This is a genomic window from Thermococcus sp. CX2, from assembly GCF_012027555.1.
Classification (GTDB): Archaea; Methanobacteriota_B; Thermococci; order Thermococcales; family Thermococcaceae; genus Thermococcus.
Map to the genome: position 1 here is coordinate 74,485 of NZ_SNUQ01000002.1, position 18,145 is coordinate 92,629.

General features: G+C 52.2%; 20 protein-coding genes. 10 read left to right on the forward strand and 10 right to left on the reverse strand.

Annotated elements, in window-relative coordinates; translation table 11 throughout:
* Positions 1-3: 3 nt before the first annotated feature.
* Both snatA and E3E23_RS04615 read right to left on the reverse strand, forming a co-directional pair.
* Positions 4-645, reverse strand: a complete 642-nt coding sequence (gene snatA / locus E3E23_RS04610; protein ID WP_167906800.1) for a neutral amino acid NAAT transporter SnatA — start codon at positions 643-645, stop codon at positions 4-6.
* 39 nt (positions 646-684) lie between these two features.
* A complete protein-coding gene (locus E3E23_RS04615; RefSeq protein WP_167907430.1) occupies positions 685-1,092 on the reverse strand; it encodes an OsmC family protein in 408 nt (135 codons plus the stop codon).
* Between the two features lie 58 nt (positions 1,093-1,150).
* Here E3E23_RS04615 and E3E23_RS04620 point away from each other — a divergent pair, with 58 nt between their 5' ends.
* Positions 1,151-1,993, forward strand: a complete 843-nt coding sequence (locus E3E23_RS04620) for a radical SAM protein (RefSeq protein ID WP_167906801.1) — start codon at positions 1,151-1,153, stop codon at positions 1,991-1,993.
* On the opposite strand, the gene E3E23_RS04625 is transcribed toward E3E23_RS04620, so the two are convergent.
* Complete coding sequence (locus E3E23_RS04625; RefSeq protein WP_167907432.1) at positions 1,920-2,756, reverse strand: gamma-glutamyl-gamma-aminobutyrate hydrolase family protein; 837 nt, start codon at positions 2,754-2,756, stop codon at positions 1,920-1,922. The two genes, E3E23_RS04620 and E3E23_RS04625, sit on opposite strands and share 74 nt — an antisense overlap.
* A gap of 65 nt (positions 2,757-2,821) precedes the next feature.
* The gene (locus tag E3E23_RS04630; RefSeq protein ID WP_167907434.1) at positions 2,822-4,078 is read right to left on the reverse strand and encodes a PLP-dependent aminotransferase family protein; all 1,257 of its coding nucleotides are present in this window, start codon (positions 4,076-4,078) and stop codon (positions 2,822-2,824) included.
* 239 nt (positions 4,079-4,317) lie between these two features.
* On the opposite strand from E3E23_RS04630, the gene E3E23_RS04635 reads away from it, so the two are divergent.
* Positions 4,318-5,286 carry a ribose 1,5-bisphosphate isomerase gene (locus E3E23_RS04635; RefSeq protein ID WP_167906802.1) on the forward strand — a complete coding sequence of 323 codons (969 nt, stop codon included), beginning with the start codon at positions 4,318-4,320 and terminating at the stop codon, positions 5,284-5,286.
* A 54-nt stretch (positions 5,287-5,340) separates the two neighbouring features.
* On the opposite strand, the gene E3E23_RS04640 is transcribed toward E3E23_RS04635, so the two are convergent.
* The 3 genes from E3E23_RS04640 to E3E23_RS04650 form a co-directional block, all read right to left on the reverse strand.
* Positions 5,341-6,201, reverse strand: a complete 861-nt coding sequence (locus E3E23_RS04640; RefSeq protein WP_167906803.1) for a hypothetical protein — start codon at positions 6,199-6,201, stop codon at positions 5,341-5,343.
* Between the two features lie 354 nt (positions 6,202-6,555).
* Positions 6,556-7,425, reverse strand: a complete 870-nt coding sequence (locus tag E3E23_RS04645) for a hypothetical protein (protein WP_167906805.1) — start codon at positions 7,423-7,425, stop codon at positions 6,556-6,558.
* 11 nt (positions 7,426-7,436) lie between these two features.
* Positions 7,437-8,669, reverse strand: a complete 1,233-nt coding sequence (locus E3E23_RS04650; RefSeq protein WP_167906806.1) for a C39 family peptidase — start codon at positions 8,667-8,669, stop codon at positions 7,437-7,439.
* 297 nt (positions 8,670-8,966) lie between these two features.
* Here E3E23_RS04650 and E3E23_RS04655 point away from each other — a divergent pair, with 297 nt between their 5' ends.
* The 6 genes from E3E23_RS04655 to E3E23_RS04680 all read left to right on the forward strand — a co-directional run bounded on the left by E3E23_RS04655 (position 8,967) and on the right by E3E23_RS04680 (position 14,282).
* The gene (locus tag E3E23_RS04655; protein ID WP_167907436.1) at positions 8,967-10,247 is read left to right on the forward strand and encodes a C/D box methylation guide ribonucleoprotein complex aNOP56 subunit; all 1,281 of its coding nucleotides are present in this window, start codon (positions 8,967-8,969) and stop codon (positions 10,245-10,247) included.
* A gap of 5 nt (positions 10,248-10,252) precedes the next feature.
* Positions 10,253-10,933: a fibrillarin-like rRNA/tRNA 2'-O-methyltransferase gene (locus E3E23_RS04660; RefSeq protein WP_167906808.1), complete on the forward strand. Its 681-nt coding sequence runs from the start codon at positions 10,253-10,255 to the stop codon at positions 10,931-10,933.
* Positions 10,934-10,995: 62 nt separating this feature from the next.
* The gene (locus tag E3E23_RS04665) at positions 10,996-11,460 is read left to right on the forward strand and encodes a hypothetical protein (protein WP_167906810.1); all 465 of its coding nucleotides are present in this window, start codon (positions 10,996-10,998) and stop codon (positions 11,458-11,460) included.
* A gap of 192 nt (positions 11,461-11,652) precedes the next feature.
* Positions 11,653-12,705, forward strand: a complete 1,053-nt coding sequence (locus tag E3E23_RS04670; protein ID WP_167906811.1) for a hydroxymethylglutaryl-CoA synthase — start codon at positions 11,653-11,655, stop codon at positions 12,703-12,705.
* A gap of 10 nt (positions 12,706-12,715) precedes the next feature.
* Positions 12,716-13,876 (forward strand): thiolase domain-containing protein, encoded by a 1,161-nt coding sequence (locus tag E3E23_RS04675; RefSeq protein WP_167906812.1) that lies wholly within the window; start codon positions 12,716-12,718, stop codon positions 13,874-13,876.
* 1 nt (position 13,877) lies between these two features.
* On the forward strand, positions 13,878-14,282 hold the full coding sequence (locus tag E3E23_RS04680) for a Zn-ribbon domain-containing OB-fold protein (RefSeq protein ID WP_167906813.1): 405 nt from the start codon (positions 13,878-13,880) through the stop codon (positions 14,280-14,282).
* Positions 14,283-14,374: 92 nt separating this feature from the next.
* Here E3E23_RS04680 and E3E23_RS04685 read toward each other — a convergent pair whose 3' ends face one another.
* Together E3E23_RS04685 and E3E23_RS04690 are read right to left on the reverse strand one after the other, a co-directional pair.
* Complete coding sequence (locus tag E3E23_RS04685) at positions 14,375-14,680, reverse strand: hypothetical protein (RefSeq protein WP_167906814.1); 306 nt, start codon at positions 14,678-14,680, stop codon at positions 14,375-14,377.
* 17 nt (positions 14,681-14,697) lie between these two features.
* On the reverse strand, positions 14,698-15,201 hold the full coding sequence (locus E3E23_RS04690; protein ID WP_167906815.1) for a GNAT family N-acetyltransferase: 504 nt from the start codon (positions 15,199-15,201) through the stop codon (positions 14,698-14,700).
* Positions 15,202-15,273: 72 nt separating this feature from the next.
* On the opposite strand from E3E23_RS04690, the gene E3E23_RS04695 reads away from it, so the two are divergent.
* The gene (locus E3E23_RS04695; RefSeq protein ID WP_167906816.1) at positions 15,274-15,807 is read left to right on the forward strand and encodes a multiprotein bridging factor aMBF1; all 534 of its coding nucleotides are present in this window, start codon (positions 15,274-15,276) and stop codon (positions 15,805-15,807) included.
* A 56-nt stretch (positions 15,808-15,863) separates the two neighbouring features.
* Here E3E23_RS04695 and E3E23_RS04700 read toward each other — a convergent pair whose 3' ends face one another.
* Complete coding sequence (locus tag E3E23_RS04700; RefSeq protein ID WP_167906817.1) at positions 15,864-16,271, reverse strand: DUF356 domain-containing protein; 408 nt, start codon at positions 16,269-16,271, stop codon at positions 15,864-15,866.
* Positions 16,272-16,345: 74 nt separating this feature from the next.
* On the opposite strand from E3E23_RS04700, the gene E3E23_RS04705 reads away from it, so the two are divergent.
* Complete coding sequence (locus E3E23_RS04705; RefSeq protein WP_240920744.1) at positions 16,346-18,094, forward strand: DUF505 family protein; 1,749 nt, start codon at positions 16,346-16,348, stop codon at positions 18,092-18,094.
* The last annotated feature ends 51 nt before the right edge of the window (positions 18,095-18,145 follow it).

An 18,145-nucleotide genomic window follows, 5' to 3' on the forward strand; every position in this document is an offset into this window, starting at 1 on the left:
TCCTCAAAGGCCAAAGGCACCCTTGATGCCGTTGATTATCATCTGCACTGCCATAGATGTCAGAATTAGGCCCATCATCCTCGTCATGACTTTGATTCCAACCCTTCCAAGCTTGGTCTTTATCCTGTTGGCTGAACATAGTACGAGCCAGACGGTGAAACCTATCGCGACTATGCTCGCTATTACCGCAGCCCTCTCCGATACGCTGAGGCTTTTGGCCATGTAGAGCATAACGGTTGTTATCGCGCCCGGGCCAGAGATTAGGGGAATCGCGAGTGGAATTATGGCGACCTCCTCAAGGGTAACGACCTCTTCGTCGAACTCCTCCGTCTCTTCCCTACTTATCTTAATCGAGGAGAGACTTCCAGAGAGCATATCCATCGCCATGCGGAAGAGCAGAATACCGCCGGCTATCGAGAACGCGTCTGCGCTCGAGCCGAAGAACCTGAATATCCACTGACCGATGAGGGCGAAGGTAATGAGGGTTATGACTACAGTTATGGCAGTTTTGGCCGCTATCTCGCGCCTCTCCTCCATGGAAAGGTCGTGGGTAACGCTTAGAAAGACCGGGACAGCACCGACTGGGTTGGTAATGGCAAACAGTCCACCGTAGAGGAGCACGAAGTACTTGATAATCTCTATCACGCGACCACCCGCGCTGGCTAAGAAGGGGAAGTTAAAAGGTTAACCCTTGATAATTTCATAGGAGTACGTGAGCTTTGCACCGCTGAGCTTTATGTGGGCCGAGGCGGAGCAATACTTGTCTTGACTGAGCTCTATGGCGCGCTTTGCTTTCTCATCCTTCACATCGCCGTAAATTCTGTAGTGGATGTGAACCTTTTCATACATCCTCGGGTGCTCCTCGCGCCTCTCGCCGCTTATCTCCACTTCAAGCCCTTCTATAGGTTCCCTCATCTTCTGGAGTATCATAACCACGTCATAGGCAGTACAGCCAGCGACGCCGAGGAGAAGGAGTTTCATCGGGCTTATCCCGCCGTCCCCAAGGACGATCGAGCACCCATCAGGCTCCACCCTGCCGATGAACTGCCCCTTTTCAATCCACTTTACACGACCCCTAACCTCGCTTGGCACTTTTTTCACCCGTAAGTGGAAACGCAATCCATTTTAAGGCATTTTCGTAGACAGAAACATGTACATCCGACCCTTCGACCCATGGAAGGCAAAGCTCTGCACATGCCCGTTCAAGTATACGCTGAACGTTTACACCGGCTGCGACCATGCTTGTCTTTACTGCTACATAACGAGCTACATCCCCAAGGCCTTCCGCGTGAGGACGAAGGAGGGGCTTTTGCCGAAGCTGGAACGCGAGCTGAGGAAGTTCGATAGAAGGTACATAATAGCCCTCTCCTATTCCTCCGACCCGTACCCAACCATCGAGAAAGAGCTAGGCATAACAAGAAAGGTGCTCGAATTGTTCCGGCGATACGACGTGAGGTGTCTTTTGCTTACAAAATCAGACATCTTTGAGCGCGACCTCGATATTCTGAGCGAGCTGAAGTGTGCCGTGGGGATCACCGTTACGACCATTGATGAAAGAAAGGCCAAGCTCATAGAACCGAACGCACCGAAGCCAGAGGACAGGATACGGGCGCTTAAAAAGGCCAAGAGTGCAGGAATTCCAGTCTACGCGCGCATAGATCCGGTAATTCCATTCTACACCTGGGAAGACTTCGATAAGACCCTAGACGCGCTGAGCTTTGTGAGCCACATAACGGTCTCGACGCTGAAGCTGAGGCCCGATGGATTGAGTAGAATGAAGGCAAAGCTGCCAGAGGTTATGGAGAGGCTGGAGCCCCTCTACGAGAAAGGTGAGAGGATTGGAGGCTACTATTACCTGCCGGAAGAATTCAGGATGAAAATCCTCGAAGAGGCGAGGAGAAAGATAGAGAAGAGGGGAATCACATTTGGCTCGTGTCGGGAGGGTTACTACTCGTTTCCGAGCTGCGATGGCTCTCACTTAGTCCCTCCCTGACTTTAGCTTCTATCTCCCGCATCTCCATATCGAGCTTTTTGGCACGGTATTCAGCCGCAGCGAGGACGAAGGCCTCGAAGAGCCTTTCCATCTCTGGGAGGTACTCTGCCTGCCATTGGACACCCACGATGAAGCCTTCTTCACCTTCTATCGCCTCTATGAGGCCGTCCACGGCATAGGCGACCGGCTTTATTCCCTCCCCGACCCTCTTGATGGCCTGATGGTGGAAGCTGTTCACGCGAAGGAACACGTCGCTGGTGCCCTCTATGTTCAGCTCTTCCTTCAGTATCTCGTAGAGCCTCGAACTCGTTTTTATCCTCACCCCGTGGACACGCTGCGTTGGTCCCATCAGGTGAAGGTCCCAGTCGTGTTTTATCGCCTTGGGAATCTCCGTTGAAACATCCTGGTAGAGCGTTCCACCGAGGGCGACGTTTATCACCTGCATCCCCCTGCCGATGCCCAGAATGGGCACCCCATTCTCAACGGCTTTTTTCACCAGGCATATCTCGAACTCATCCCTCGCAACATCCACGTATTTGAGGACACCGGAAGGATCCTCCCCGTAGAAGTGGGGGTGTATATCCGGACCCTCGATGAGGAGGATTCCATCAACGTGTTCTAGAACCTCATCAGGGGACGAATCTGCGCTGAAAACAGCGGGAATTCCCCCAACATTGAGTACCTTCTCCAAGTGGGCCTTGTTGAGGAAAAGGCGGTTCTTGGAGTAGTCCATACTGCCGATTATACCGATTAAGGGCTTCATCACAACCACCCAGAGAGAGAAACGCTGTAGGGTATAAAAAGATTTACAGAAGAAAATAAGGGAGTTCAGCCCTTAAGAGCTTTGATTTCCTCCTCGATGACCTCGGCGAGCCTCTTAACGCCCTCACGTATCGTCTCCTCTGGCACGTAGGTAAAGTTCAGGCGCATGGTGTTCTTGACGTCCCTGTAAGCGAAGAACGCCTCGCCAGGAACGTAGGCAACTCCCTTGGCGACGGCCTTTTCCATCATGAGCTTGGTATCAATGCCCTCTGGAAGGGTTACCCAAATGAACATTCCTCCGTCCGGCTTGGTCCACCTGACTCCCTCTGGCATGTACTCCTCCAAAGCTTCGAGCATAGCGTCCCTCCTCGGCTTGTAGAACTCGATGATCTTGGGGATGTGCTCGTCGAGGTGGCCGTCTGCGACGTACTTCCAGGCTATGACCTGAGCAAATGGGTTGGCGCAGAGGTCAACGGCCTGCTTGGCTATCTCTATCTTCCTGATGAAGTGCGGGTGAGCCGCTATCCAGCCAAGCCTGAAGCCGGGGGCAAATATCTTCGAGAATGTGCCGAGGTAGATGACCCTGCCCTCGTCGTCGAAGTGCTTGATGGGTGGAATCGGCTCGCCGGAGTAGCGGAGCTCGCTGTATGGGCTGTCCTCGACGATAAGGAAGTCATACTCGTGTGCGAGCTCTATGAGCTTCTTCCTCCTCTTAAGGCTCATCGTAACTCCCGCTGGATTCTGGAAGGTCGATACGGTATAGACGAACTTGACCTTCTTCCCCTCGGCCCTAAGCTCCTTCAGCTTCTCCTCGAGGATGTCCACAATCATTCCATCGTCGTCCATTGGGATCGAGAGGAATTCCGGATCGTAGTACTTGAAGGCGTTGAGAGCAGCGAGATAAGTCGGGCCTTCAACGACGACTATGTCCCCAGGATCGATGAAGACCCTTCCGATGAGGTCGAGGGCCTGCTGCGAGCCAGCAACCATCATTATCTCAACCTTGGACATCGGAATTCCGTAGCGCTTCTCCATCCACTCGGCGAGGGCAAGTCGGAGCGGCGTGAAGCCCTTGGTGGTTCCGTACTGAAGGGCCTTATCCGCGTGGGTCTTGAGGATCTCCTCCGTTATGGCCTTGATTGTTTCCACCGGGAATGTCTCGGGCGCTGGAAGGCCACCGGCGAGCGAGATTACGTCCGAGCTCTCAACGAGCTTAAGAAGCTCTCTAATCTCAGAGGCTTTCATTTCTATTGCCTTCTCCGAGAAGTATGACTCAAAATCCAGTGACCCTGAACCCAGCTTCTTCATGAGCTTTTCCTCCACTTCCCTTCCCCCCATTAGATGAACAATACTGTCTACGTCATCAATTTTATACACTTAAGAAGTGGCGGCGATTGGTTATAAATCTTTCTGCAATGGTCGTTAGAGCCCTTTACTTTTGTAAAAGGGAATTTCTAGGCCTTTTTATGAACATCAAAGCACAGGGGACTTCATCAGTGAACATAAAAAGCTCTATAAACCCCCTCAGCATAATTTGGGGTTACCAGTGAGGGGTGATAGAGATGGTGGTAGTGAAAGAAGTGTTGGAGATAGCAGAGAAGATTAGGAATATGGAGATCAGGGGGGCGGGTAAGATAGCCCGTTCGGCCGCCTACGCGCTTCAGGTTCAAGCCGAGAAGAGCAAGGCCACGAACGTGGACGAGTTCTGGAGCGAGATGAAGCAGGCGGCGAAGATACTCTTCGAGACAAGGCCCACAGCGGTTTCCCTGCCTAACGCGCTCCGTTACGTCATGCACCGCGGAAAGGTGGCATACGCCGGCGGTGCAGATCTTGATCAGCTCAAGTTCGTCGTCATCAATGCTGCTAAAGAGTTCATCCACAACTCGGAAAACGCGGTGATAAGGATAGGCGAGTTCGGAGCCAAGAGGATAGAGGACGGCGACATCATAATGACCCACTGCCACAGCAAGGCGGCGATAAGCGTCATGAAAACTGCCTGGGATCAGGGCAAGGATATAAAGGTCATCGTTACGGAAACGAGACCCAAGTGGCAGGGCAAGCTAACCGCGAAGGAGCTAGCCTCGTATGGCATTCCTGTCATCTACGTGGTTGATTCCGCGGCGAGGCACTACATGAAGATGACGGACAAGGTCGTCATGGGCGCGGACAGCATAACCGTGAATGGTGCCGTCATAAACAAGATTGGAACTGCCCTAATAGCACTCACCGCCAAGGAGCACAGGGTATGGAATATGATTGCCGCCGAAACCTACAAGTTCCACCCAGAGACCATGCTCGGTCAGCTCGTCGAGATAGAGATGCGCGACCCCTACGAGGTCATACCAAAGGAGGAGCTTGAAACGTGGCCAAAGAACATCGAGGTTTGGAACCCTGCCTTCGACGTTACCCCGCCTGAATACGTGGATGTCATAATAACCGAGCGCGGAGTTATTCCACCGAGCGCGGCAATCGACATCCTCAAGGAGGAGTTCGGCTGGGCCCTCAAGTACACCGAGCCCTGGGAGGACTGAGGTTTTTCCTTGTCTCTTTATTTCTCGTCATTTGATGGTGAAAAATGAAAGGCTTTAACCTCCGACGCTTCCTGCGGTGAACGCTTCGGCATATGCCTTCACGACTTCCTCATCGCCCATTATCATGAGGACTCTGACGAGATCCATGCCCTTCACTTGGGCAAATTCCACGTAGAGGTACTGACTGTCTCTAACGAAAAAAGCTGAATACATGGGTTTTAATGCCTCTGTTTCTAAGATTTCCACATGTTCCTTTTCTTTGAAGCCAGAGAATTTGATTTTATTAAGAGTGGCCTTTAAAATTTCCTCGGGCTTACAGGTACAGGTTCCGTTGAACCAAGTGGAAACGAACCGTCCTCCACCAGTGCTGTTGAACCAGTAAGGGTTCTCCAAGAGCTCACCTGCCTCGATTTTCCAGCTTCCGTTGGATATCGGTATCGTGTAAACTGCTATTCTCACTGAACCCGCGGAGACAGCGGTCTCTTTCCGTTTGTCCACCCTCTTCAAATCGCTCCAAGAGTTCCCGTCGTTTTTGACTCTCCACCGAAGGAATAGACCATAGCCAGCTTTCCCTTCCGCTTCCAGCACTGCCTTTCCTGTAGCCTTGGTGATGTAGCACGGTGGGCTTATCCCCAGTTCCTCAGCCCAGTCTTCGATCACGTAAAAGCCCTTATCTTCATGGGGCCACGGGGTAAAGCTTTCTCCGTACTCTACAATCGAACCGTTCGATAGATAGCGGTGAACAGTTACCACGGGCATTGAGGGCCAGTAGGTTGCGTTCGAAGTCAGAAGGCAATTTTTAGAGCCTTCATTATGCTCCGTCCTCTGAGGAAGTATTCTAAAATAAAACATCACTATAAGGAGAAGTAAAATTATGGAAAATACAAGCAGTTTTGTGAGAGTCCTACCATTCAACTACCATCCCCCACGAATAATGATTCCGGCCCGCTTCTGCATGTCGGGTATATTACGTATAAATCCGCGTTTTGCCAGTTTCCTACCAAAATTCAATCCACTCTCAATGCCACATGATTTCTTGCTTCCATGTGGATTTATAAGGATTCACATCCATCACTGTCAAACTCTATACCCTGTGAAAGTCATTACATGAGGCTATGTTATCCACCCGCCACTTTCTTCTAAATACGGCCGGAATGTTCTGAATAATCCTGGCCCGTTGTTGTTAGCTTCATGCCTCAATTTCTCAAACTCTGGGAGGATTGAGGCATTTTTATTCTTTGCTCTTTCAAGTGTGAAAAATGAAAGGCATTAGTCTTCGATGCTCCCCGCAGTGAAGGCTTCCGCGTAGGCTTTTACGACTTCCTCGCTGCCCATTATCATGAGAACTCTAACGAGATCCATGCCCTTAACCCGTGCGAACTCAACGTAGAGGTACTGGTCGTCTTTGCGGTAAAGTTTAACGCTGAGAGGCTTAAAGCAGTCGTTCTCTTTTGGTGTCATCCAGAGGGGAACTTCCCCAAAGCCCTTCGCTTTTATATCCTTGTCTAATTGTCTCATTACCACGTCAATTGGACAGGTACACCCCCCTGTAATCCGGGTTTTTCGGATTCCCCTTATTCCACCGGATTTCAAGAAATCCGTCCAGTTGCCGTTTGGTATATTTTCCCTTATTTCCCAAGTACTGTTTGCTGTTGGGATAACGTAGTCCGCAAAATAAATGTTGCCTGCTGGTAGCAAAACGTTTGTCCTCTTTACATCTTTGCAGGGCGTCCCTGAAGGCATGGGATATGGATAATACATGCCTATCGCTGTTCCATTATTTTGAAAGAATGTTGAACTGCCCGCAATGATGCACTTTGGGCGAATGCCCATCTCTGCAGGCCAGTCATCTCCATACAATATACCTGTGCTTTTTTCGGAACCTAGTGACACATTGGGCACATAGTCTGGAAGATCCGCAAACTTCAAGACTGTTCCATTTTTTAGCTGTCCGATGGACCAGCCCACCCACGCGTTTATTGGAGTAAATAGTGGTTCCGTTTTCAAACTGCAGTTCAATTGGAGATTATCTTCATCCAGAAGATTTATGTTAGTTTTCTGTGGAACAGTTTTCAAAAAGAGTATCCCTGTAAAAACTAAAAGTATCACAAAAAAGAAAACTAATGGTTTTATTTTCACCGTCCTTCACCTCAACTGACCTTTACAGGATTTACTAGAGTCAACGTCCGCTCACTGCTTATACTATCTAATAGTATCCAAGCTGTGTATGGATCTGAATATGTAGTGTGAATATACAAATACTTTGTTCCATCGCTATGTGAACTGTATCCTGCAACGGTAGTTGTATGAAACGCTCCGGACCATCCGAAGTTTTCTCCACTAGCTTTACTAGCTGTTAAAATCAGGGGTCTGTTGTTCCCTATTTCCAGCATAACGTAGGTAAACAACAATGAATTACTTGGATTGTCAACTGTGCTAGTGGTGTATGTATAGTGTGGGGCATAGTATAGAACACCTTCAGAATGAAGATACATTGCTCGGTTATAGAAATTCTCTATGCCTCGGCCGATATTTGAGGTTGAAGTCCATCCTTCATCATCTGTCAGCATAGTTTCATGTAGTATGTCTATTACAGCTTCCTTGTACCAGCTGTCACGATATTGAATTTCGTAGTAACCGATAATCATTGAGGCTGCTATTGGAGCACATCCATCCCAGTCATCCCATGGATCTGCATTTGGGCCTATGTAATCATATGAGCTCGCAAGTGTTGATATTTGGCCAATGCTGTTGGTTCCTGGCGGTAGCGAATCACTGGCTCCCCCGGGATCACTTTCTGTCCATGCTGGAACGGTATACAGAACTTTGTATGATACAGTACTAACTTGAGACTCATAAGTTTCAGTATTCATCCATTTTTTCTGGTTTTCTTGGGATTTGTCCTCCATTGTTAATTTGTATCTTTCTGGCTTTTTGTATTCCTTGCCTTTCATGTCTATGACTTTTTCTCCTGTTAGGAGTCCGTAGTTCAGTCCGCTGAAGTACACGAAGCGGTAGGTTTTTACTCCTTTTCTCGTGGCGAGTTCTTTCATTAGGTCGCTTGGAGTCTTCTCGCCAAAGCCTGCCTCTAGGATTGCCGGTGGTAGGTTCCTGTTGGCTGAGACGATTATGTAGCCTAGGGTTTTTCCATTCTTGACCATTCTGAATTCGTAAGCTGCCAACCTGCCGTCAGGGAAGTAGAGGGGTGTTGGGTTGGTTGGGACTGCCCCGTTGAATTCCGGGAACTTGTGAAGTTCCCTGACTGCCAGTGCTTTGACTGTGGCTAATGGTACTGCTTCTGGTTTTTCAACCGGTGCTGCCGTCACGATTCCCCCCAATAGGAGGATTCCCAAGAGTAACACTAGTGGGGGTTTCCATTTCACGACTTGCACCTCCAAGGGAAACTGCATTACAAGATATGCCACTGGATTATTTAACCCTTTCTATTACTCGAAGTGAAACTCTAGATAAAATCAAGTTATACTAGTACGAACGTCAGACCATTGCACATATATAACCTCGTGTGATGTAGATTAATGCCCCTTTAAAACCTGGACCAGTCAGATTTCTCAAATGTCCGGCGCATCCCCACAAAGGTTAATACCGAACGAACACACGCAAGGGTTTAAAACGCCTAACCCTTTTATACTCCCAGGACAAAAACTGAGAGGGTGATGATGATGAAAGCGTATCTGGCCGAGAACGTCAGGGGCATCTACGCCTTTGACGAGAGCGGTGACCTCATTGGGCAGAAGGTCTTTTCGGGAAGACCAGAGGCGAGCCTGGACAAACTCCTGAAGGGCGAGCCGAGTGAGGAATTGCTCTCATTTCTCGAGGAGCTCAAAAGCCAAGGCTACGACGAGTTCGTGGTCGAGGATGCGGAGCTGAGCAGAAAGCTCAAGGATCTTGGCTACAACGCAGTGAGCGAGTTCCCCAACCTGGCCGGCAAGAAGCTCCGTGAAAGCCCGGAAGAGTTTCTCGGAAAGGACTGGTTTGAGGAGTACTTCACCGTTGGCGTCGCCCTCACCAGGATGAGGATACAGGAGCAGAGCGGAGCAAGAGACAAGATGATAATCCAGGCCATCGAGGCCTTGGATGATATAGACAAGGTCGTCAATCTGCTCGTTTCGAGGCTTAGGGAGTGGTACAGCCTGCACTTCCCCGAGCTCGACGAGCTCCTGCCGAAGCACCAGCAGTACGTCGCCTTCGTGAAGGCAATCGGACACAGGGACAACGCAACGAGGGAGAGGCTCGAAGAGCTCGGACTGAGCGAGGGCAAGATAGAGAAGATACTCAAGGCCAAAGAGACCACCATGGGAGCGCAGATGGACGAGACCGACCTCAAGGTCGTGAAGGACTTCGCCGAGGAGATAGACAGGCTCTACAGGCTCCGCGCCGAGATAGAGGACTACCTCGAGAGGGCCATGGACGACGTCGCGCCAAACCTCAAGGCCCTCGTCGGAGCGAAGCTCGGAGCCAGGCTCATCAGCCTTGCGGGAGGCCTAAGGGAGCTTGCCATGATGCCGGCTTCAACCATACAGGTGCTCGGTGCAGAGAAGGCCCTCTTCAGACACCTAAGGAGCGGTGCCAAGCCGCCCAAGCACGGTGTCATCTTTCAGTATCCAGCCATAAACCGCTCGCCGTGGTGGCAGAGGGGTAAGATAGCGAGGGCCCTTGCTGGAAAGCTGGCCATAGCAGCGCGCGTTGATTACTTCTCAGGCGAATACATAGCCGAGGAGCTCAAACAGGAGATAGAGACGAGGATTAAGGAGATCAAGGAGAAGTACCCGAACCCGCCCAAGAGGAAGGCCAAGAAGCCTGAAAAGAAAGAGAAGGGCAAGAAGTTCAAAAAGAAGGGCAAGGAGAAGTTCAGAGGAAAGGAGAAGAAAAAGGCTAAGGGTGGAAAAGGCGAGAAGCCCGGCAAGGGTGGAAAGAAGAAAAAGAAGGGCGGTAAGAGGTGATTTGAATGAAGATTAAGAAGCACAAGTTCCCGGGCGTTTACGTCTTCATCGATGAGGACGGGAGCGAGAAGATAGCCACCAAGAACCTCGTCCCTGGCCAGAAGGTCTACGGCGAGAGGCTGATAAAGTTCGAGGGAGAAGAATACAGGGTCTGGAACCCGAGGCGCTCGAAGCTCGGCGCGGCCATACTGAACGGCCTCAAGCACTTCCCGATTAAGCCCGGATCAAGCGTCCTCTACCTGGGCGTTGCGAGCGGAACCACTGCTTCCCACGTCAGCGACATCGTCGGCTGGGAGGGCAGGGTCTTCGGCGTGGAGTTCTCTCCGAGGGTTCTCAGGGAGCTTGTACCAATCGTCGAAGAGAGGAGGAACATCGTTCCCATTCTCGGTGACGCAACGAAGCCAGAGGAATACCGCGCGCTGGTTCCCCAGGTGGACGTCATCTTTGAGGACGTGGCTCAGCCTACGCAGGCAAAGATACTCATCGACAACGCCAAGGTCTATCTCAGAAGCGGTGGCTATGCCATGATATCCGTCAAGAGCAGGAGCATAGACGTTACCAAAGAGCCCGAGCAGGTCTTTAAGGAGGTCGAGAAGGAGCTTGCGACCTACTTCGAGGTCGTCGAGAGGCTTTCGCTCGAGCCCTACGAGAAGGACCACGCACTCTTCGTGGTCAGGAAGCCTTAGGCTTCACGGGTTCTGGGCATCTTTGTCTTTAATTTTGAGGGCCGGATAATCAGGGGGTTGGGATGGCGGACAGCTCACTGGTGCCCCTTTTGGTCGTGCTGACCCCGATTCTCCTGACGGTGTCCTTTGTGGCAGTGATGATAAAGCGGTATCTGGATGAATACGTTCCCAGGAAAGTGGTCGTGAGGCACGAAAACGGCAAAGTGGCCCTTGTGATAGAGACAAAGAGAGGAAGCACCCGCATCAGAGTGAGGGACTTCAGCGTCAGGGATTGCCGGGAAGTGCTCGAAGTGAGAACCAACGGGCTTGGATTCGGCAGGTACAGGCTGGGGAGATACACGGGCCGGTATGGGGAGGTTATCTCATACGCTATCTCGGATTCAGGGATGCTCATAGAGGATACAAACGGGAAAAGGTACTACCTTGCTTTTGACAACATTGATGAAGTCGTGGATGCGATAATGGATGACAGCATAAGAGAGAAGGCAATAAAGGTGAGAGATAAAGCGAAGGAAAATAGAGATTAAAGGGATCGGCAGTATCCCAGAAACAACAACATTTTCTGAAAGTCTTGTCACTTAGAGACTCGGTTGAATTCAGATGAGCTTCACCGGGTATCGCCAATCGTCGAAAAAGCCTTTCACTTTCACCGAAAGACTTTTATAAGGCCCACCTCAACCTTAGGCGGAGTTACGTTCAACTTTTGTAGGTGATGCCGCATGAGAAAGCTCTTGAAGCCCATCAAGGACGTCGGTATCGTCGGCTATGGTGCCTACGTTCCGAGGTATAGAATCAAAGCCGAAGAGATCGGAAGGGTCTGGGGAGTTTCGAGCTTCCCGATCGAGGAGAAAGCCGTTCCAGGTCTTGACGAGGATGCGCTCACCATAGGAATTGAGGCCGCTCGCAACGCCCTCAAGAGGGCGGGAATAGACCCCAAGCTCATCAGGGCGGTGTGGTTTGGCTCGGAGTCCAAGCCCTACGCCGTTAAGCCCACCGGGACTGTAATAGCTGAAGCCATCGGTGCAACTCCAGATGTGAGCACCGCCGACTTCGAGTTTGCCTGTAAGGCTGGAACCGAGGCACTTCAGACCGCCATCGGTTTTGTCGGCTCAGGAATGGCCGACTACGCTATGGCCATCGGAGCGGACACTGCCCAGGGAAGGCCCGGCGACCACCTCGAATTCACTGCTGGAGCCGGTGGAGCCGCCTTCATCGTTGGCGAGAAGAGCAGCGAGACCGTTGCCTACTTCGAGGGCAGCTACTCATACGTCACAGACACTCCTGACTTCTGGAGGAGGCAGCACGAACACTACCCGAGGCACGGAAACAGGTTCACCGGAGAGCCGGCATACTTCCACCACATAGTCAACGCCGCCAAGACCCTGATGGAGGAGCTCGGTTTAACCGTCAACGACTTCGACTATGCCGTCTTCCACCAGCCCAACGTCAAGTTCCCGCTCACCGTCGGCAAGATTCTTGGAATCCCCAAGGAGAAGATACTCCCCGGACTGCTCACCGGAATCATAGGAAACACCTACAGCGGTGCGACCATGGTGGGCGTTTCTGCCGTTCTCGACATCGCCAAGCCCGGCGACAGAATACTGTGGGTCTCCTTCGGTTCTGGAGCAGGAAGCGATGCCTTCAGCATCGTCGTACAGGATGCCATAGAGGAGAAGCGCGACCTCGCTCCAAAGACCATGGACTACGTGAACAGGAAGAAGTACATCGACTACGCCCTCTACGCGAAGGCGAGAAGGAAGTACATAATGTGAGGTGGTTGAGATGAGGAAAGCCGTCATAATCGGTGCAGGCATGACCCCGGTTGGTGAGCACTGGAAGCTCGCCCTCCGCGACCTGGCCGTCGAGGCCGTTCTCAACGCGATGGACGATGCTGGAATAGACAAGGTTGATTCCCTTTACGTCGGAAACATGATTTCAGGCCCATTCGTCGAGCAGGAGAACCTCGGTTCGCTCATAGCCGACTGGGCTGGCTTAGGAAACATCCCGGCAGTAAAGATCGAAGCTGCCTGTGCCAGCGGCGGTGCCGCGGTTCAGGAGGGAGTTAAAGCTGTCCTGAGCGGCCTCGAGGACGTCGTGGCCGTAGTCGGCGTCGAGAAAATGACCGATGCCTGGCCGAACGATGCCACGCGTTACCTCGCCTACGCCGCCGATGCTGAGTGGGAGCTCTTCCACGGGGCGAGCTTCGTGGCGCTCAACGCGCTCGTGATGCGCTACTACATGAAGACCTACGGCTACACCGAGGAGGACCTGGCTCTTTTCGCGGTAAATGCCCACACCAACGGAGCAAAGAACCCCTACGCGATGTTCAAGAGGCCGATAAAGCTTGAGACAGTCTTAAAGAGCCCCTACATCGCTGATCCGCTCAAGCTATTCGATGCTTCCCCGGTCTGTGACGGTGCCGCGGCGGTGATAATCACAACTCCAGAGAAGGCCAAGGAGCTCGGTGTTCCAAAGGAGAAGTGGGTAGAAGTGGCGGGAATGGGAAGGGCCATCGACACAATCAACCTCGCCAACAGGGAAGACTTACTCACGCTCAAAGCGGCAAAGGTTGCCGCCGAAAGGGCCTACAAGATGGCTGGCGTTGAGCCAAAGGACATCGACTTCTTCGAGATCCACGACGCGTTCACCATCATGGCCGCACTCAGCCTCGAGGCCCTCGGAGTAGCGAAGAAGGGAGAGGGTGCGAAGCTCGCCAGAGAAGGTCAGATCGCCATCGATGCCGACTATCCAATACAGACCATGGGCGGACTCAAGGCCAGGGGCCATCCAGTTGGAGCGACTGGCGTCTACCAGACGGTTGAGGCAGTGCTCCAGCTCCGCGGTGAGGCTCCGAACCAGGTTCCAGACGCTGAGGTGGGCCTGACCCAGAACATAGGTGGAACCGGCTCGAACATAACGGTTACCGTTTTGAGGAGGGTCTGAAATGTCTAGGCCAATGCAGGTTTCCCGTTACTGGAGGCACTTCCGCGAGAAGTACAGGCTCATCGGTGGAAAGTGCGAGAACGGTCATGTCCACTTCCCAAAGAGGCCAATCTGCCCAGTCTGCGGCAGCAGGGAGATCGAAGAGGTAGAACTGAGCGGAAAGGGCAAAGTGCTAAGCTGGACCCTCGTTAGAAATCCGCCCAGTGGCTTTGAATACTACAAGCCCTATCCCCTCGCCCTCATAGAGCTCGAGGAGGGGCCGATAGTTCTGGCCCAGCTCACGGACGTTGATCCAGAGGAGATAGACTTCGGCATGGAAGTTGAAGTCGTCACCAAGAAGATAAGGGAGTTCGAGGAGGACGGAATAATCCTCTACGGCTACAAGTTCAGGCCGCCAGTGAAATGATCCGAGTTCTTTTCCACTTCCTTTTTCCCTGGTGATCCTTGAGGGAAGTTTAAGAGAAAACCAGTCCAACAAAGGAAATTGAGAAACGAGATTCAAGCCTTCTCTATCCTCATCCTATCTCCATTCTCGAACTCCAGCTCAAGCTTCCCGCGCTCCATCTTGACCTTAACGCCATCTACGACGGCCTCTATTTTCCCGCCCTTTGCCTCAACTCCAAGCATCTTCGCTATCTCTCCAACGCTCTTTAAAGAGCCGCTCATCGTCGTTTCAAGGGTCTCTCCACTGCTCTCTATCGTCACCTTCAGCCTGCCCTTTCCTTCCCTTATAAAACTCTCTTCTCTAAGTTCCTCGTTCAACTTCCTCACCTTCTCGGGACTTGGTGGATCTATGCAAGGCATAGCATCCACCCAACAAACTAACTATCTTTCCGCTCTTTATCATCCTTTCGGAGATCCTTTACCATCCTGACCCATATCCCGCTCTGTCCAACTTTCCTGAAACCGTAGCTCTCGTAGAATTTAATGGCACCTTCGTTCTTCTCCCCCACCCAGAGCTCTATCCTGTTGTTGTATTTGCTCAGGTATTCCAAGCACTTCTCCATGAGCTTGTGGCCTATCCCGTGCCCCTGGAAACGTTTGTCCACCACAAACTCGTGTACTGCACCGACGACCCTCCCCTCGTACTTGCTGTACCAGTCGTTATCGCAGACTATGAAGCCCACTATTTCATCCCCAAGCTTCGCCACGAAGAAGCCGTCCTTGGCCTTGTTCCAGCACCATCTCAGATAGCGCTTGGCGTAGCTCTCGCCCTCGCCGCCGTACTCGCGCATATTCTCATAGCCACTCATGTATATCTCGATGAGCCTCTCAAGAATTTCCTGGTCGAGTTTTTGCAGCTTCTCTATCCTTACCTCACTCATCAAACTAGGACTACGGCGAGGGGTTTATAAAAGATAGCTCCAAGCTTCAAGTGGAGCCAAAAGGTGATTGATATGGGGAAGGCAAAGCCCAAGATATGTGAAATCTGCGGTGCCACCATCAGGGGTCCGGGTCACACGATACGGGTCGAGGGAGCCGAGCTCCTCGTCTGCGACCGCTGTTACGAGAAATACGGGCGTAAAAAGCCCGGAACCTTCAGCGTGATGCCCACCGGAAGAGAGCCAAGGAGGCCATACGCGAGGCCCAGGCCAAAGCCGGCTCCCAAGCCAAGGACGGAGAGGCCCCTCTACACGGAGGACATCGTCGAGGACTATGCGGAGAGAGTTTACCAGGCGATACAGAGAAGCGGAAAGAGCTACGAGGAGCTTTCGCACGAGATCGGCCTCTCGATGAAGGATCTAAAGGCCATAGCCCACGGCTACCGCGAGCCGACGATAAAGGAGGCCAAGAAGCTGGAGAAGTACTTCAAGATAACCCTCATCGAGCGCGTCGAGGAAGTCCCCAAGGAGAAGGCAACTATACCCAAGGACTACGAGCCAACCCTTGGCGATATAGCGAACATCAGGATCAGGAAGAGGAAGAAGTAACTGCGACGCTTGACGATGACCCAACAAACGCGAGAAGAAAGGGAACTGGAGGTTCATTAAAACTCTTCAAAGTCCTCTTCCTTTCTCTTGGCCCTCTCCTCGCCCTTAGTTCTCTTTGGTGGGTGGAAGCCGCGGAGCTTCTCAAAGGTTCCCCAGAGCCTGAGGAGCTCCCTGTGAACCTCTGTATCCGGAGGTATCACGAGAATGTGAGCGGGCGGATGGATGTCCATAAGCCTGCCTATAGCCTTCGCTGGGGGGAGGTCTATCTGAGCCACCACGTGAGCTTTGAACTTCTTCCTTGGCTTCTCTCCGGAGATCTTCTCAAATGCCCAGTCAGAGAGCGCGGGGGGTATTATCCTCGGGTCTCCCCTTATCCGCATACCGCCGTAGCGGACGAGGTCGGCCAGTGCTACGCTGGCCTTCTGGAAGTTGTCGGTTCTCACCAATACTATAGTGTTTAGCATGCTCTCACCACCACCAACTTATCAGTGGTCTTTTTAAGTCTTCTCCATTTTTAGTTACCGAAAGTTTTAAAAAAATGTGGGTAATAAAAAAGTCCGAAAAGGCAGGGGAGGGATGGGGGATGTTTCTGAAAAGGAGGCACCTCGAGATTCTGAAGGAGATGAAGAACACCGAGAGCGGGGCCGAAATAGAGGCGAAACTCCCAGAAGAGTTCCAGATAAGAGCTGTTGAGCTCTACATCCTCGGCTTCGTCGAGCTTGAGGGGGGTAAAATAAGGTTCACCGAGGCAGGAAAGAGGATGCTTGAGCTCGTCGAAAAGCTTGACGTTGAAAAACTGCCCGACGTCTTTGCCGATAGCGAGATAATCAAGATACTCGAGCTGGCCGTCGAGACCGGAGAGGTTCCCGAGGAGTGGATGGAGCTCCTCAGGGAGAGGCAGCTGGCTGACGAGAACGGTGTTAACGAGCTTGGAAGGGAGCTCCTGAAGATATACCGTGAGACCCACCCGGTCGTTTACCTCACGCCCGAGATAGTCTCCTTCCTCCGCGGAATGCCCAAGATAGGAACCCTGGACGAGCTGGTGAACTACAAGAACGCCAGGCTCTACGGAGACAACATCACTAACGCCCTTCAGGCGATGAGGCTTCTCAAGATTTCGCCCGCCACCGAGAAGGGGAAGGCCTTCGTCGCCACCCCCGCGGCGAGGCTCGCGCTCAAGGCCGCCAGCATGGTACCCGTCTTCACGGGCGCGATAACCCTGAGGAAGGAGGACTTCGAGGCCCTCAAGGCGGGCAAGAGGAGCGCGGCCAGCGATGCCCAGGGCTTCACCGATGAGAAGGGCATCACAGAGTTTGGAAAAGCCATGATGGAAACCTACGAGGCCATAGGCAGGGAAGAGGAGAGGATCCTTCCAATATACCTGCTGGCAGACGAGCTCAAGGTTCTCGAGGCTATAGCTGAGATAGAAGAGAAATACAAGACCAACCCAGAAATCCTGCCAACGTACAGGGAGATAGAGAAGCTCGCCAAAGTAGAGGACCTCGGAGCGGTGCTTCACATCCTCGAGTCAAAGGAGCTCATCGAGAGAAAGCTCGTGAAGAACAAGGACACCTACTGGCTTACCGACTGGGGCAGGAATGCTAAGGAGTTCGGCGTCGTAACTGCAGACGGAATGAAGGCCCTCACCTACGCCGAGAGCGGTGATGTCCCAATAGCCGAGTGGGTGCTCAAGGCCAAGGAGGAGGGCCTGATAAGGAACGGAATCACCGATAAGGGCAGGTTCTACCTCAGGATGAGCAGGGAGATAAAGAGGAAGCCATACTTAACCAAGTACGATGCCGCCATACTCCTCAAGACGCCGAAGAGGAAGTACATCTCAAGGAGTGAGCTGGTGGAGCTCGTGAGGGACTACGTCGGCGGGGACGAGAGGGACATCGTAAGGGCCATTGGAGAGGCCGAGGCAAAGGGCTTCATCGTCGAGCTCCAGAACGGCATGGTCAAGCTCACCGAGCTCGGCGAGAAGGTCAAGACGGCCATTGAGAACGCCAAGGTTCAAGAAGTCATCGCCACGAAGTTTGGAATTACGCCAACGACCTACAACGTGCTCCGCGTGATCTACGAGAACCTCGAGGTCTTCAACAGGATATGGAAGGAGAAGGGAGAGGTTAAGGACTACAAGCAGGATGAGGTAGACGTGATAAGGAAGCACCTCAGCCTCAGCGAGGAGGAAATCAAGAAGGCCCTAACGGTACTGAGGGCACTGGGCTTCCTCGGAGAGAAGAGCCTCACGGAGGCCGGAAGGCTGCTCGTGGAGGCCTACCTCTGATTTCCCTTCCTTTTCTTCCACGTTCAATTTTTGGGGTTTTGACATTTTCAT

Excerpts from the sequence above, each read along its gene's own strand:
- E3E23_RS04620 (WP_167906801.1), top strand. The coding sequence starts at position 1,151 with ATGTACATCCGACCCTTCGACCCATGGAAGGCAAAGCTCTGCACATGC.
- E3E23_RS04625 (WP_167907432.1), bottom strand. The coding sequence starts at position 2,756 with ATGAAGCCCTTAATCGGTATAATCGGCAGTATGGACTACTCCAAGAAC.
- E3E23_RS04635 (WP_167906802.1), top strand. The coding sequence starts at position 4,318 with ATGGTGGTAGTGAAAGAAGTGTTGGAGATAGCAGAGAAGATTAGGAAT.
- E3E23_RS04655 (WP_167907436.1), top strand. The coding sequence starts at position 8,967 with ATGAAAGCGTATCTGGCCGAGAACGTCAGGGGCATCTACGCCTTTGAC.
- E3E23_RS04660 (WP_167906808.1), top strand. The coding sequence starts at position 10,253 with ATGAAGATTAAGAAGCACAAGTTCCCGGGCGTTTACGTCTTCATCGAT.
- E3E23_RS04665 (WP_167906810.1), top strand. The coding sequence starts at position 10,996 with ATGGCGGACAGCTCACTGGTGCCCCTTTTGGTCGTGCTGACCCCGATT.
- E3E23_RS04670 (WP_167906811.1), top strand. The coding sequence starts at position 11,653 with ATGAGAAAGCTCTTGAAGCCCATCAAGGACGTCGGTATCGTCGGCTAT.
- E3E23_RS04675 (WP_167906812.1), top strand. The coding sequence starts at position 12,716 with ATGAGGAAAGCCGTCATAATCGGTGCAGGCATGACCCCGGTTGGTGAG.
- E3E23_RS04680 (WP_167906813.1), top strand. The coding sequence starts at position 13,878 with ATGTCTAGGCCAATGCAGGTTTCCCGTTACTGGAGGCACTTCCGCGAG.
- E3E23_RS04685 (WP_167906814.1), bottom strand. The coding sequence starts at position 14,680 with ATGCCTTGCATAGATCCACCAAGTCCCGAGAAGGTGAGGAAGTTGAAC.
- E3E23_RS04690 (WP_167906815.1), bottom strand. The coding sequence starts at position 15,201 with ATGAGTGAGGTAAGGATAGAGAAGCTGCAAAAACTCGACCAGGAAATT.
- E3E23_RS04695 (WP_167906816.1), top strand. The coding sequence starts at position 15,274 with ATGGGGAAGGCAAAGCCCAAGATATGTGAAATCTGCGGTGCCACCATC.
- E3E23_RS04700 (WP_167906817.1), bottom strand. The coding sequence starts at position 16,271 with ATGCTAAACACTATAGTATTGGTGAGAACCGACAACTTCCAGAAGGCC.
- E3E23_RS04705 (WP_240920744.1), top strand. The coding sequence starts at position 16,346 with ATGTGGGTAATAAAAAAGTCCGAAAAGGCAGGGGAGGGATGGGGGATG.